Here is a 14,075-nt window from a genome sequence, read left to right as displayed (position 1 = left end):
GGGGGTGGCGCCGTGTCCGTCCCAGCAGCGGTGGTGCTGCTGGCCGTCCTCGTCCTGCTCGGGCTGGCGGTGGACGGCGTGCGCGCCGCCCAGGTGATCGCGACCGCCGACGCGATCGCCGGGGAGGCCGCCCGGGCCGGCGGGCAGGCCGTCGATGTCGCGGCTCTCGCCCGTGGCGCGACGGCGGTCGACCCCACGGCGGCCGCAGCGGCGGCGCGCGGCTACCTAAAGAGCGCAGGTGTCACCGGCACGGTCGACCTCGACGGAGCGGACACGATCCGTGTGGAGGTCACCGTGACCCGGCCGACGGTCCTCCTGGGGTTGGCCGGACGGCCGACCATCACCGGCCACGGGAGTGCGTCGGCCCGCCTCGTCCCCGTCGATCCCGGTGGAGCACCGTGATGGCCGCGGCCGGACGGATCGGTGCCGCTCTCGGGATCCTGGCGGTCCTCGTGGGGACGCCCTCCCTACTGCTGCTCCTCGGGCGCGCCCTTCTGCCGACCTCCGCACCGTCAGGCCCCGACATCATCGCTGCCCTGTCCGGCCCGGACGACGGCTCACTGCTGGCGGGGGTGCTGCTCGTCGCCGCGGTGCTCGTCTGGGCTCAGCTGGCCGTCTCGATCATCGCCGAACTCGTCGCCGTGATCCGGCACCGTCCGGGGCCTCGCCTCGAGCTGCCCGGGTTGGGGGCCAGCCGGACGCTGGCATCGGTACTGGTCGCGGGCCTGCTCGGCGCGGGAACGGGCACGGCCTCCGCCGCCCCGCCACCGCCCATCGCCGTGATCGCGACGCTCAACCCCGTCGCCGTGCAGACGTCGCAGCCCGCGGACGCGCCGACGTACTCGGTACAGCCGCGCGACACGCTGTGGCGGATCGCCGAATCCCAGCTGGGTGATCCGCTGAGGTGGCGGGAGATCTACACGCTCAACGCCGGCATCGTCCAACCCGACGGCGGCCGGCTCACCGAGGCGGCTCTGCTCCACGCCGGCTGGGTCCTCGTCATGCCCACCTCGGCCGGCGATGACGTCGTCGTCCGCCCCGGTGACACCCTCTCGGAGATCGCCGACCGCGACCTGCACGACGTCCGGCTGACGAACGAGCTGTACGCAGCCAACAAGGGCCGGCCACAGCACGACGGGATGAGTCTCCTCGATCCCGACCTGATCCGGCCCGGGTGGACACTGCAGCTGCCGATGACGGCAGCAGCTCGTGATGACGGGACCGCGGAGACCGATCCTGGCCAGTCCGCCCACGCCGCGCCGGCCCCGGCCGAGCCGTCGACGATCGCGCCCTCCCGTCCGACACAGCCCGCAGATCCGCAACCGCAGAAGCCCGCCCCGGCCCTTACTCCCGAGCCGCGCACTGCGGCACCGGCCGAGCCGACGACCCCTTCTCGGAAAGTGCCCACCGCCCCCTCCCTCGTGCCCACGGATGCGCCATCGACGGTGCCCACGCTGCTGGGCGTGTCCTCGCTCGTGATCACCGGCCTGCTCGGTGCCCTCGCGGTGCGGCGCAGACGCCAGCTACGCCATCGCTTCTCCCGCCATCGCATCGCCGTCCCCGACGACACCTCCGGTCGCTTGGAGTGGACCGCCGCGCAGACTCCTCCGACGCTCGATGACACCGTCCTCGACGCCGCGTTACGGGGCCTGACGCTGCACGACTGGTCCGCAACGACGCCACCCGAGCTCGCCGCGGTCGACCTCGGACCCGGTTCCGCTCGCCTCACTCTCACCGACGCCGGACTGCTGCCACCACCGTTCGAGACGGACGACGACGGCGGGACGTGGACGCTCGCCGGCGACGCCGACCTTCCGCTCGCGCCGGATGAAGCCGGTGGCCGGTGCGCCCCGTTCCCGGTGCTCGCCTCCGCCGCCCACTCCCCCGACGGCCGCGCTCTCCTCCTCGACCTCGAGGCCCTCGGCGTCGCCCACATCACCGCGGATCCCGAGGCCGCAACCGGGCTGCTGCGCCATGTCGCAGCCGAGCTGGCCAACGCCCGCTGGAGCGAGGACGTCGAGATCCTGCTGGTCGGGTTCGGCGGCGAGCTGCTCCCGCTCAACCCGGAACGCCTGCGCGCGCTGCCGGATCTGGCCGCCGGGCTGACCGAGATCCGTGCCCACGTACGCCGCATCGAGGCCGCGCTCGACACGGTCGGCGCCGCAACCGTCGTCGACGGCAGGTTGGCCGAGATCGCCCCCGACGCCTGGCTTCCGATCGTCCTGCTGGCCGACGGCTCGGCGCCGGTGACCGACGGAGATCGGGACGAGCTCAGCGCACTCGCCGCCGAACTCGACGACGCAGGCCGCCGCGGTGTCGCGATCGTTGTGCACGGCGTCGCTCACGTCGGCACCGAGATCCACATCGCCGGCAACGGCGAGCTCGTCACCCGCTATGCCGCGGACGGTCCGTGGGCCGCCGCGTTCACGGCGCTCTCGACCGCCGCCGGACTGGCCGGGATCCTCGCTCCGACCAGCGAGGCAGATCTACCGGTCGGTCCGGCGGAGGACCCACACACGTGGGCACAGGACATGGATGAGGACGGGGCCGTCTCCGAACCTCCCACCGAGAGCGATCCCGAGGCGGAGCGACGACTGGAGATCGTCGAAGGCCAGGACCCGACCCTCGACGACGACATCGCCCGCTGGCATGCCGACGGAACACCCGCGGTACCGCTGATCGGGATACTCGGCGAGCCCGCGGTCCGCGCCCCCGGCGCCCTGCCGTCCGGACGGGCGACGTGGGTCGCGGAGGTCCTCGTCTACCTGGCCCTTCATCCGGCCGGTGTGACGCTGCAGAAGGTGCTGGCCGACCTCTGGCCGGACGGCAGGCAGGTGACGCTCTCCACCGCGCGGCATGCCGTCTACACGGCCCGCCGCTGGGCCGGGCGTGGCCTCGCCGGCGACCCTGATCGCCCGTTCGTCTCCGACATGCAGTCCGACACCACCTACCGGCTCCGAGGGCACCTCCTGGACTGGGATCTGTTCCGCCGCCTGCGCAAGCGCGCCCAGGCCCGCCACTGCGCTCACCATCCCGGCGCCGTCGAGGACTACCGGGCCGCGATCAGCCTGGTCCGCGGTCCCGTCCTGTCGGCACTGCGCCCCGACGGCTACGCCTGGCTGGCCGGCCACGATCAGCGCCACGACCTGCAGATCCCCGGATTCCTGGTCGACGCCGCACACGAACTGGTCGACATCGCCCTCAACGACGGCGACACCACGCTCGCACGCTGGGCCGCGGAGACGGCCCGCAGCATCGACACCGACGCCGCGTTCGACCGCCCACTCACCGACCTGATGCGGGTCGCCCACGCCGAGGACCACACCTCCGAGCTCGAGCGCTACGCCACGATCCTGCTCGACGCCCGCGGCTTCGACGTCCCCGAGGAACTCCCGCCCGAGACCTTCGCGGTGCTCAACGCGCTACTCCCGGACGGGCCCCGTCGAACCCGCACGCGGCCGTGACCGCCGAGATGTCGGCGATCGCGGGTGCGCTGATCGTCGGCCCGGTCGTCCTCCGGCTCGCCCACGACCACCGGACCACTCCCGTCCAGCTCGGCGGGACCGAGGCCGCGGCGATGGTCGGCCTCGCCGGGTATCTCGTCGCCGCCGCGGCCGGGGCCGGACGTCTGTTGCTCGTCGCGCCGCTCGCCACGTTCGGTATCGCCGCCGCGCTGGTGGACGTCCACGAGCGACGGCTGCCCAACCCACTCACCGGCGCCCTGACCGCCCTCACCGCCGTCACGCTGGCCATCGCCACCCTGTCGTCGGGGGACGTCGAGCCGGCGGTGAGATCCGGGCTGGCCGGACTCCTCGTCGGGGGCATGGCGGTCCTCGTGAAGATGATCAGCCCGCGGAGCATCGGCTGGGGGGACGTGAAGCTGCTCCCCGCCACCGTGGCCGCGCTCGCCTGGTCCGACCCGATCACGCTGTATCGGGGTGTGGTGGCGTGGGTCCTGCTGCTGCTCGTGACCCTCGCCGGATGGAAGCTCGCACACTTCGGCCGGGACGAGACGGTGCCCTACGGACCCGCGCTGGTCGCCGGAGCACTCGGGACGCTCCTGGTCGTGACCTGATGCCCGATCCCGCACAGATGCCGCGAACCCGCCGCCGCGGGCCGGGAAGGCCGGGCGGCGGGCCGCGGCCGGGGAGCGGGTGGCCGCACCACCAGCGGCGCGTCGAGGTCGATCCCGGCGAAGCGCTCGCGGATCGCCGCGTCGGAACGTCGGTCCAGCCCCCGGAGATGGCGGGCGACCGCTCGGTCCCGATCACGTGACGGATCGAGGTCGCGGGCGAACGTCGCGAGATCCACCCGATCCGGAGCCTGCGGCGCGACCCGGGCCTTGTCAGTGATCGCCCAGGGCGCCAGCTCCGACGCCGGCTGGGTCAGCATGTGGTGGTGCACCGCCTCGGCGGTCGGGCGCGACGGCGTCCGCGCGCCGACCGGGCCGACACCGGGCACATACCCGACCACGCCCCACCCCGACTGCCCGATCGGAGCCAGCGACACCACCTGCGCCCAACGGGGCACCTCCGCCACCAGGCCGCGCGCGGCGTGGAACGTGGCCGTGTCGATCGGCGTCGGTAGCGGGACGGCAGCGGTGGCGCCGAGTGCGTGCTCCAACGCCGCCCGTCCGCCGCCGAGGTCACGCAACGCGGCCGCCCGTTCGGCGCTGGTCCTCGCCCGGTGGTGGCGGGCCACCCCGTCGGCGAGGAACGTCGCGATGTGCGCGAGTTGGTAGAGCTCGTAGCTGGGCAGCACCGGCAGCGGATAGTCCGGCTGGGTCATCGCAGATCCCTCCCTCTCGTCGATGCCGGCGGCGACAACCGCGTCGGCGCGGAATCCGCGGTTCGCCGAGCTGCGGATGCCCGGACGGGCGCCCCGAGCGCGCGACCGGCCCTCTCCATCGCGACCAACCGCAGGTCCGGCACGGCCGGTTTCGGGAGCACGCGTTCGGCCAGCTCCGCCGCGTCGACGAACGCCGCACGCGTCGAGACGTAGGCCTTCCGATCGTGGATCACGAGGCATAGCCGGTCGATCGTCACCACCAGCCGGCTCGGTCTCCCGGCTGGAGCACGCAACAGGCCCACGACACGCGGCGAACCGACGACGTCGATCGCGGTCGCGGCCTTCATGACATCCGGCGCGGACGACGTCGGGTCGATCGGGCCGATCACCGGGAGCCTACCCGCGTAGTGCGACACCCCCCGCCATCCCTGCATCACCGCAGCCGCGCCGGCCCAGTCGTGGAAGTAGATCAACGTACGGCCGATCCGGACACTCACCGTGGCGTCGTCGGTCTGGGGATGATGCGCAACGACGGCGGTGTCCTGTGTACCGCGCAGGGTCAGCACGACACTGACCCGCTGTCGCACCGGTGCACGGCGGTTCTGCGGCATCCTCCCCGCCTCCTTCCGCGAGCATGGCGGGGTGGTCACCCGCGTGGTCGCTCCGACCGTCGCAGCGCACGCGGATCGAGGCGTGGCTGCTCGGTGGCCGGCACCGGAGCACGCTCGTCCACACCCCGACCGCGCCGTGATGCGACCGGCCATCGGGTCGACCACGCCTCGACCACACCCGCTGCCGTCATCGCGGCCGCTGCTTGATGCGGCCGTCCACGGTCGCGGTGCCATCCCGCGATCTCCCGAGCCAGCGCCGCCAGCGCCAACGCCAACGCGACGGCCGCAGCGAGCTCGTCTCCGTCCGACGGCGGGCGCCGCCGGATCAGCCGCCGCGCGACCCGCCGCAGCTCCACGCTCTCCGCGCTCGCCCGCCCGACTCGACCGCCCACGATCCGCGCCGCCCGATCGAACGGGACGCACGCCGCCTCCAGGGTCGTTCCGTCCAGCTCCCACGCGCCCGCCGCGGTCACGACGTCCGCCGCCGCGTGCACCACCTCCGCCACATCCCCGCCGCCCGCGGCCAGTGCCCGTCGGGCGCGGCCGACGGCCAACCGCGCATCGGTCAACGCCTCGCCCCGCTCGGGCCGATCACCTGCCGCGGACTCCCAGCGGCGCAGCAGCCTGGGCAACGACAGGTCCGCGGCCAGCTTGCTCCCCGAGAAGAAGATCGGGAAACCGGCCGCCGTCACGTCCCCGACCATCGCGACCTTGTACCCGAGCGGATCCCCCGGCGGTGCCCGGCGCACCTCCACCAGCACCCCCGCGTCCCGCAGGCCGCTCTCGAACGAGGCCACATCGGTGGCGGCGACCGCCGCCCGCCGTACCGCCCGCACCAGCGCGACCCTCGACGGCACCCGCCCCTGCCGCGCCGCCTTCTCCCGCTCACCCCGCGACGGCGCCCGCTCCGCCGTCCCGTCCGCGCCCGCCGTCACCGTGAGCCCGAACCGCCGCTCCACCGCCTGCGCCGCCACCCGCAGCTTCGGATAGTCGCGATAAGGCCAGAACCGTCGCCCGGTGTCCTGGCGAACCAGCACCACCGCGATGTGGATGTGGTCATCGGCGTGCCGGACCGCCACCCACCGCGGCCCACCCGGATCGTCCCGCTCGGCGACCCCGGCGCCGTGCAGCAGCTCCCGTGCCACCGACGCCCACTCCGCATCGGTCAGGGTGCGGTCGGCGGCAGCGACACGGGCCGAGCAGTGCCACACGTACCCCCGCTTCCCCTCCGACTCGGGCGTCTCCGTGAGCCCCGCCGCGACCGCCGGTGCCCGCATCGCCCGGATCAACGGCCCCAGCTCCAGATCCCACTCAGCCGGACCCGACCGCACCGGCTGCCATCCCGCGTCCCGCCCGTCCCACGAGGCGATCACGTGCGGGTTCCGGTGCTCCTCCGCCCGCCCCGGCCCCATCAGATACGCGATCAGCCCGCCGACCCGCCAGCCGTGCACCACCTTCGTGATCACGACAGCCGCTCGACCAGAACGTCGATCAACTCGTCCACAACGCTGGCGAGATCGCCGACGACGCCAGGACGGGCGGCGATCAGCTCCTGCAGCAGATCCCGCTGGGCGGAGACCGTCAGCTCCTGGCCCTCATGCGCCGCGCGGACAGCGACATCCCCGATCCACGCCCCCACTGCCAGCCCCCGAGCCTCCGCCCGGCTACAGACCGCGTCCAGCTCCGCATCGGAGAACCGCACCACCACCTGCCGCACCCGCGGCGGGCCAGCCCGCTGCCGTCGGCGCCGCACCCCACCCTGATCCACGATCTCGAGGGTCGACGTGACCGTGGACGGCGACGTGGTCGCCCATCGCCCTCAGCAGTCGGAACGCCCCCGTTCCGACCACCCTGCCGGAAGCATCGCTTCCGGCAATATCTCGCTCCCGGCAACCCCACGGACACAGTTGATGGCAAGCTGATGATGCCCCTGATTCCGACGAGGAGGGCAGATCGTGCCTCAGCTGGCCGTGACGGTCGAGTTCCTCGGCGAGCTGGCCAAACTCCAGCCACCGGTCCGCAAGCAGACGGTCGAGGCGCTGACGAAGTTCGCCGAGCACACCCACGCCGGCATGCACCTCGAGAAGCTCGCCAACATGCGCGACGACCGGGTGCGCACGATCCGGATCACCGACTACTGGCGTGGCGTCGTCCTCGCGCCGGTGTCGGGCGACCGGTACACGCTGCTGCGCGTGATGGGGCACGACGAGGCCGCCGAGTGGGCCCGTCGGCGCGTCTTCTCGATCAACGAGGTCTCCGGTGTCCTGGAGGTCCGCGACATCGCCATGATCGAGAAGATGTCGGGTGACGAGATCCCGGTCGTGGCAGACCCGCTCCTCGCCCACGTCGACGACGGCGACCTCGCCCGGCTCGGTGTCGACGATCAGGTGCGCAGGCTGGCCCGAACGCTGAACGATGACCTCGCGCTGGAGGCGGTCGAGCCCTTCATCCCGGCCAACCAGTACGAGGTGCTCTACGGCCTGGCGACGGGGATGACCGTCGAGCAGGTGTGGGCCGACGTCGTGGCGCCGAGGATCCCCGAGGGGCCGATCGATCAGGACGACATCGTGGCTGCGGTGGAGCGCACGCAGGGCCGGATCGCGCTCGTCGACGGTCCGGCCGAGCTTGTCGAGCTGCTCGACAAGCCGCTGTCGCTGTGGCGGATCTTCCTGCATCCGGCGCAGGAGGAGCTGGCGTACCGGCCGTCCTACACCGGCAGTGCGCAGGTGACCGGCGGACCCGGCACCGGCAAGACCGTCGTGGCGCTGCACCGGGTCAAGCACCTGGTCACCGGGCGGGAGCTCCCGCCACGCTCGGTCCTGCTGACGTCCTTCTCCCGCGGCCTGGCCGAGGCGCTGGAACGCGACCTGGAGGCCCTCCTCGACACCGACGAGCGCCGTGCGGTGGCGGTGCTGAACGTCGACCGGTGGGCGCTGGGTGTCGTTCGCGCCGAACACGGCACGGTCACCATCGTCGACGACGAGCAGCTGCGCGAACGGCTGGCGGGCGACGGGACGTTCACACCCGCGTTCCTGCTGGAGGAGTGGCGCCAGGTCGTGCTCGCGAACGACGTCCACACGTTGGAGGGCTACCTGGCGGCACCCCGTCGGGGCCGCGGGCGCGGGTTGACACGGCGGCAGAAGCAGCAGATCTGGCCGCGCATCGGCTCTTTCACCGATGATCTCCGCCGGGACGGGTTGTGGACGTTTCTGACCGTGGCCGACGAGGCCGCCCGGCTGGTGGCCGCGCGTCCGAGCCCGCCATTCCGGCATGTCGTCGTCGACGAGATCCAGGACCTGCATCCCGCGCAGTGGCGGTTGCTGCGCGCCGCCACGCCGCCCGGTGCGGACGACCTGTTCCTGACCGGCGACCCGCACCAGCGGATCTACGGCAACCACGTGTCGCTACGCCGGGTCGGCATCGACGTCCGCGGCCGCGCGGCCCAGCTGCGGATCAACTACCGCACCACGGCGGAGATCCTCCGGTGGTCGATGCGCATCCTCGGCGCGTCCGCGGTCGCCGATCTCGACGAGGGTGTCGACTCGCTGGCGGGCTACCACTCGGCCCTAAACGGCGCCGAGCCCGAGATCGCCCCGGCGGCGAACGCGGCCCGGGAAGCCGAGGATCTCGCGCTCGCGATCGAGCAGTGGCGCGAGGACGGGGTGGCCGGCGCCGACATCGTCGTGGTTGCGCGGACCTTCCCGCACGCCCGCGCCATGGCCAAGGAACTGGGAGTGCACGGCATCGAGACGGCCGAGCTGCGCGACAGCAGCCCGCCGGCCGACGCCGTGCGGATCAGCACGATGCACGGGATGAAGGGCCTGGAGTTCCGTTGCGTCGCGGTGGTCGGCGTCGGCAAGCGGTCGTTCCCGCTGCAGAAGGCCGTCACACCGGTCGCGGACGACCCGGTCCGCCACGCACTGGACGTGCAGCAGGAGCGCTGCCTGCTGTTCGTCGCGTGCACCCGCGCACGGGAACGGCTCCGGGTCTCGTGGAGCGGCGCGGCCAGTGATTTGGTCCCCAGCACGACGTGACCGCCGTGCCTACTCACGTCAGGGGGAACCGCGTCACGATCCTGTCGGCGAGGGTTGTGGTGCGCTCCACGATGTCCCCGACCGTCCAGGTCTGTCGGTCGGCGAGGTCGGTGTTGAGTGCCAGCCCGTTCCGATAGCCGATGGCATTGCCGCGAGCATCGGTGCGGTCACGCTTCTCGGGGAACGACTTGTTGCCGAGCGTGCTGTTGTACGCCGTGATGGTCAGGTTTCCGAGCCGGTGTACATCGGCTTCCTGTGCCGCAGCGGCCGCGGCGTCACCCCCCAGCATCTGCCTCCACGCGTCCGGCAGATTCGCACCCTGGGGCAGGATGTGCTCGATCGTCCACACAAAATGCCCCTTCTCCTGCGCCCAGAGATCCGTCCAGGTCTCTTTCGTCATCGCGTCCTCGGAGAGCGTCGTGAGCAGGAAGCGGGCGACGTCGGTGTTCTCCTCGTAGATCGGGCCTTCCAGGCGCCGGCGAAACTCCTCTTCGCTGGACGACGCATCCGCGAGCGCCTGCATGATGACGTCGACGATTCCGGCGCCGCTCAGCCCGTCGAGCTGCTCGATCATCGTCATGAACAGCTTCGGCAACGCATAGGTCTGCGGGAAGCCCGTCAGGTTGCGCCGGACGAAGAAGCTCGTCAACCGCCGGGCGACGATGACCAGATGTGCCTCGGTCAGCTCGAGTGTCGCCTGCTTGCTGAGCAACCACATCACCAACACGTACGACGGTGACCCCTGCGCACGCATCAGTTGACGGAACGCCTCGTCGAGCGGCGTGGTCACATCCGTCTCCACCACGCAGGTGATCCGGCCGTAGATCCGGCTGGCCTCGACCAGATCGTCGGCGCCGGCCTTGATGTCCTTGCCGAGCAGGGTCTCGTAGATGCGGATCAGCTTCGTGCGCGTGGCGACGGGCGCGTTGGGCACGTCGGGGAGCTCGGCCTTGAACGCGTTGTAGTAGTGCCGCAGAAACCGCTCCTGGTTCGCGTAGTTGTCACCGAGACTCGTCAGCATCTCGTTCCACAGCTTGAACGCGTCATCGACGTGCATGGCGCCGTGCCGTTCCGATACGGCGAGGAGGTGATTCTTGATCAGGTCGACCGGGGTGAGTGGCATCCCGCGGTTGTTCAGCGATTCGAACAGCACGAACGCGTCGGCGTGATTCGCCACCTCGATCTTCACCAGGATCGCCTTCTGGACCGCGTCGAGGACGGCCCGGGCGGCCTTGACGTCATCCCACCCGTTGGTCTCACCGAATCTGCTGATCGCGCTGCGAAAGTACTGATAACACTTGGAGATGCGGCGAAGGGAGAAATACGGCTTCTTCGTGGACTGCTCCACGCTGAGACCCGCATCCGCGAGTACCGTCACATAATCGTCGCGGTTGTAGCCCTGCGTCTGCGGCGTGACCCGCAGCTTTCCGCCCTTACCGACGAGCCGTCGCCCCAGGTTGAACAGCTCGTTGCGGGCCTCGTCGTCGAGATTGTCGCGATGCTCGTTGAGCAGGGAGTAGATCGCCGCAAGCAAGAGCGTGAGGGTCGTGGCCCGCTGCTGACCGTCGATGAGTTCCAGGACGCCGCTCGCGACCGCGTCCACGGTCTGGTTGAGCGTGATGATCGTGCCGAGGAAGTGCGCATCGTCGGTCTCGACGAGATCCTGGAAAAGATCCTCCCACTGCGCCTTCTGCCACGAATACTCCCGCTGGTACGGCGGAACCCGGTAGGTGAGGTTGCCCTCGAACGAGAGCAGCTCGTGCACCGGGTACTGGTTGGCTGACTTGATCACTGCTCGATCCCCTCCGCGGACATCGGTTGGAGTTTCTCGGCGACCGCGGCGCGCAACGTCGCGACAACCTCTTCCCATTCGGTCACCAGCACCTCCGGCACGTCGCCGAAGGCGCGGTTGCTGTGCAGCACGTCGGAGGTCTCCCGATAGACCGTCCCCGCCCGCCGTGCCACGTTCCTCAGCTGGAGCCACTCCTCGCCGGACGCTCCCGCGGCGACGAGCAGCAGCCTGCTCCGGATGTAGGCGTGGGTGCGGTCCGCGGCGACACCGCCTTCCGCCGCCCGCAACAGGTCAGCGGCGAGCAGCTCCAGATCCTGCCGGACGAGCAGGACTCGGATGCGGCGCTGACTCGTGGCGCTCAGCGGGGTTCCCATCACCACGAGAAGTTCGTGAGCTCGGTGCAGGCCCGGCGGGCTGCGCGGATCTCGGTCTGCAGATCCAGCCCGGCCGTGCCGTCGCCGTGGGTGCCGGAGTTCCAGCGGTCGAGATGGCTGTCGCGACACGCCTCGGTCCGGCGCAGCACGCCGGGACCGCCCGCCAGCGTCACGACATGCTTGATCCTCTTGCGGGTCGGTTGATCACCGAGCTCATCGAGTGCGTCCGCGACGTCCTTTCCACGGCGGACGGCGTGGGTGATCAACGCGTGCCGGATGGCCCCGTCGAGCGCGTTGCGGCACAAGCCCGTCACGATCGACTCGACCGACGCGGTAGCCCGCCACTTGTCCGCCATCGAGTCCGACTTGAAGGTCTCCGCCTCGGCGAGCAGTGCCTCCCACGGCGTCCGGTGCCGCACCCAGGTGACCTCCTGGGTGGCCGGGTCCCGCTCCACGGCGATGACCCCGACGTCGGGGATCCGGGCACGGAGGTGCTCCTCCAGCCGGGGATCATGGGTGAACACCAGGACCTGCTGGGTGGAGGCGAGCCGGGCGAGCTCGGCTGCGACGCGGTCGACCCGCGTGGTGTCGAGCGCATGGATGGGATCGTCCACGACGAGGAACCCGAACGCGTTGGTGGTGCCGAGCATCGTCAGCGGCGCCAGGAGAAGGGCGTTGCGCTGGCCACTGCTCAGCATGCCGAGCGTGGCGGGGACGCCACCGATGGTCATAGCGACCTGCACCCCGCGCCGCTGCTTGACCTTGCCCTCGTGCTTGATCCTCGTGATCTCGATCTGGGCTTCGGGAAGCATGGCGGCGACCGCGGTCCGCATGCCCGACGTGACGTCGTCCTGGCGACGCTGCCGCAGCTCGACCTGGATGTCGTCGAGGGTCGCCGACGCCTTGGTCCAGCTGTCGGCGTCCCTCGCGGCCTTCTGGTGCTCCCGCCAGGACACCACGAAGGCCGTTGCCACCTCGACGCGCGCGCGTCGCCACTCCGCCGCCGCGTCCGAGCTGGCGCGCAGCGTCGCCAGCCACTCCCGATGGGCTCCGCCGCTCATAGCGGCCAGCAGGGCACGGGCCGCCTGGTGGGCACGGGAGTGCGCACGAGTCCCGTCAGCACGGACGGCAGCGGCGAGCTCCCGGGCTGCCGATTCGGGGCCGCCCGGCACGTCCGACCCGAACAGCGGCCGCAGGACCTGATCGTTCCATGAGTCGGCGGCTCCAACAGCCTCCTCGACCGCGCGCGCGTTCGTGCGCCAGGCATCGACTCCCCGGACGACATCCCGCGCATGCGTCCGCCAGTCGACGTGGCTGCCACACAACGGACACTCACCGTCCGGTATCGCATCATCGCCGGCGAGCGCGTCGAGATGGTGGGCCGTCCGCGCCAGGTGCGGGGAGTCCAGGTGCGTCTCCGCAGCGCTCAGCTCGCGTTCGGCCTGGGCCAGGCGGGCTCTGAGTTGCTCGGCACGCTCCTCCAGGTCGTCGGCGACGGCTACCGAACTGATCTCCGCATGGTCGACGAGGCCGTTGCCGTCCATCCAGGCGTCGATGTCCACGTCCCAGGACGTCGGCCACTCGATGTCGGGCAGGGGGCGAGGACGGCGCGGATCGGCACGGAACCGCTCGTTCATCGAGCGCTCGGCCGCGCTCGCCTGCCCCTTGGCCTTCGTGAGCTGCCGCGCCGCGTCGGCGGCCCGCTCGCTCCGACGTTCCAGCTCGTCGCGCACCTCCTGCCAGACCGGCCCGAGGACCAGCAGCTCCAGGAGGAACTCCTGCAGGTCCAGCGGCTTCTGCAGCCGTGCCTGCAGGCGGGCGTAGCTGTAGCAGGACCGCGACGCCTGGACGGCGTCCTTCCAGGCCCGACCGAGTTCCACCTGCCGGACGCCGTCGGCGTCGGCGATCTCCGCCGCACAGCGCGAACCGGTGGCGTCGCCAAGTTCTGAACGGATGGTCAGCCGGGCCGCCCCGCTGGCCAGGACGACCTCGATCTCCGCACTCGGGGCACCCTCGGCCAGCAGCGCGGTCGCCCACAAGTCACCCACCGCCTCGTCCGCCACCGCCTGGTCACCGCGGAGCGACACCTCGAGCGCCTTGGCGATGCTCGTCTTACCGGATCCGTTGGGCCCCCGGACGACGAGCAGACCGGCGACCGGTTCGAGGTCGAGCCGGCCCGGTAGGAGCGTCCCGACGCCACCGAGCCCGGAGATCGCGACCGAGGCGATCCGCCAGGTGCGTCCCTCCAGCAGACCTGCGGTGTCGGGCTCGTGTTCGGACGCCATCTCCTGCACCAGCGCGAGCAGGCGCCGACGAGCGTCCAGGGTCGGCGCGTAGCTGCGCCCGACCTGGTCCTGCACGAGATCAATCAGCTCCGCGTAGGTGACCGGGGACAGCACCCGGGTGGAACCCACGGCAGTCGGTGGAACCGACGCCACAGCATGATCCTTTCCTTGACGAGCACGAACGTCGACCG

Annotated in this window: 11 protein-coding genes; 4 read left to right on the top strand and 7 right to left on the bottom strand. The window is 71.4% G+C overall.

Annotation, left to right across the window (positions count from 1 at the left end; genetic code table 11):
* Positions 1–12 precede the first annotated feature (12 nt).
* The 3 genes from BGP03_RS17255 to BGP03_RS17245 are packed head-to-tail and all read left to right on the top strand — an operon-like array spanning position 13 to position 4,075.
* Positions 13–402, top strand: a complete 390-nt coding sequence (locus BGP03_RS17255; protein WP_298800735.1) for a hypothetical protein — start codon at positions 13–15, stop codon at positions 400–402.
* A complete protein-coding gene (locus BGP03_RS17250; protein WP_298800734.1) occupies positions 402–3,464 on the top strand; it encodes a LysM peptidoglycan-binding domain-containing protein in 3,063 nt (1,020 codons plus the stop codon). The genes BGP03_RS17255 and BGP03_RS17250 overlap by 1 nt, the downstream gene beginning before the upstream one ends.
* Positions 3,461–4,075 carry an A24 family peptidase gene (locus BGP03_RS17245; RefSeq protein ID WP_298800733.1) on the top strand — a complete coding sequence of 205 codons (615 nt, stop codon included), beginning with the start codon at positions 3,461–3,463 and terminating at the stop codon, positions 4,073–4,075. Before BGP03_RS17250 ends, BGP03_RS17245 begins: the two co-directional genes overlap by 4 nt.
* Here BGP03_RS17245 and BGP03_RS17240 read toward each other — a convergent pair.
* From BGP03_RS17240 to BGP03_RS17225, 4 genes are read right to left on the bottom strand one after another with little or no spacing between them, the layout of a single operon-like run.
* Entirely contained in the window at positions 4,021–4,788 is a 768-nt protein-coding gene (locus tag BGP03_RS17240) for a hypothetical protein (protein WP_298800732.1), read from the bottom strand. The two genes, BGP03_RS17245 and BGP03_RS17240, sit on opposite strands and share 55 nt — an antisense overlap.
* Positions 4,785–5,399: a hypothetical protein gene (locus BGP03_RS17235; protein ID WP_299736734.1), complete on the bottom strand. Its 615-nt coding sequence runs from the start codon at positions 5,397–5,399 to the stop codon at positions 4,785–4,787. Before BGP03_RS17235 ends, BGP03_RS17240 begins: the two co-directional genes overlap by 4 nt.
* Positions 5,400–5,434: 35 nt before the next feature.
* On the bottom strand, positions 5,435–6,865 hold the full coding sequence (locus BGP03_RS17230; protein ID WP_298800730.1) for a relaxase/mobilization nuclease domain-containing protein: 1,431 nt from the start codon (positions 6,863–6,865) through the stop codon (positions 5,435–5,437).
* Positions 6,862–7,107 carry a hypothetical protein gene (locus BGP03_RS17225; RefSeq protein WP_298800729.1) on the bottom strand — a complete coding sequence of 82 codons (246 nt, stop codon included), beginning with the start codon at positions 7,105–7,107 and terminating at the stop codon, positions 6,862–6,864. Before BGP03_RS17225 ends, BGP03_RS17230 begins: the two co-directional genes overlap by 4 nt.
* Before the next feature lie 247 nt (positions 7,108–7,354).
* Here BGP03_RS17225 and BGP03_RS17220 point away from each other — a divergent pair, with 247 nt between their 5' ends.
* The gene (locus tag BGP03_RS17220; RefSeq protein ID WP_298800728.1) at positions 7,355–9,433 is read left to right on the top strand and encodes a UvrD-helicase domain-containing protein; all 2,079 of its coding nucleotides are present in this window, start codon (positions 7,355–7,357) and stop codon (positions 9,431–9,433) included.
* A gap of 13 nt (positions 9,434–9,446) precedes the next feature.
* Here the strand turns inward: BGP03_RS17220 and BGP03_RS17215 are convergent, their stop codons facing one another.
* The 3 genes from BGP03_RS17215 to BGP03_RS17205 are packed head-to-tail and all read right to left on the bottom strand — an operon-like array spanning position 9,447 to position 14,013.
* Positions 9,447–11,225: a DUF262 domain-containing HNH endonuclease family protein gene (locus BGP03_RS17215; RefSeq protein ID WP_298800727.1), complete on the bottom strand. Its 1,779-nt coding sequence runs from the start codon at positions 11,223–11,225 to the stop codon at positions 9,447–9,449.
* Positions 11,222–11,599 carry a hypothetical protein gene (locus BGP03_RS17210; RefSeq protein ID WP_299736731.1) on the bottom strand — a complete coding sequence of 126 codons (378 nt, stop codon included), beginning with the start codon at positions 11,597–11,599 and terminating at the stop codon, positions 11,222–11,224. The genes BGP03_RS17215 and BGP03_RS17210 overlap by 4 nt, the downstream gene beginning before the upstream one ends.
* The gene (locus tag BGP03_RS17205) at positions 11,599–14,013 is read right to left on the bottom strand and encodes a hypothetical protein (RefSeq protein WP_298800725.1); all 2,415 of its coding nucleotides are present in this window, start codon (positions 14,011–14,013) and stop codon (positions 11,599–11,601) included. Before BGP03_RS17205 ends, BGP03_RS17210 begins: the two co-directional genes overlap by 1 nt.
* Positions 14,014–14,075: the final 62 nt, after the last annotated feature.

Source organism: Pseudonocardia sp. 73-21 (genome assembly GCF_001899645.1).
Taxonomy (GTDB): Bacteria; Actinomycetota; Actinomycetes; order Mycobacteriales; family Pseudonocardiaceae; genus Pseudonocardia.
The sequence above is the reverse complement of the archived record's forward strand: the minus strand, read 5'-3'. Positions and strand labels throughout refer to the sequence as shown.

Bases quoted from the DNA above. Each gene is read 5' to 3' on its own strand.
- BGP03_RS17235 (WP_299736734.1), bottom strand. From the start codon at position 5,399: ATGCCGCAGAACCGCCGTGCACCGGTGCGACAGCGGGTCAGTGTCGTG.
- BGP03_RS17250 (WP_298800734.1), top strand. From the start codon at position 402: ATGGCCGCGGCCGGACGGATCGGTGCCGCTCTCGGGATCCTGGCGGTC.
- BGP03_RS17240 (WP_298800732.1), bottom strand. From the start codon at position 4,788: ATGACCCAGCCGGACTATCCGCTGCCGGTGCTGCCCAGCTACGAGCTC.
- BGP03_RS17210 (WP_299736731.1), bottom strand. From the start codon at position 11,599: ATGGGAACCCCGCTGAGCGCCACGAGTCAGCGCCGCATCCGAGTCCTG.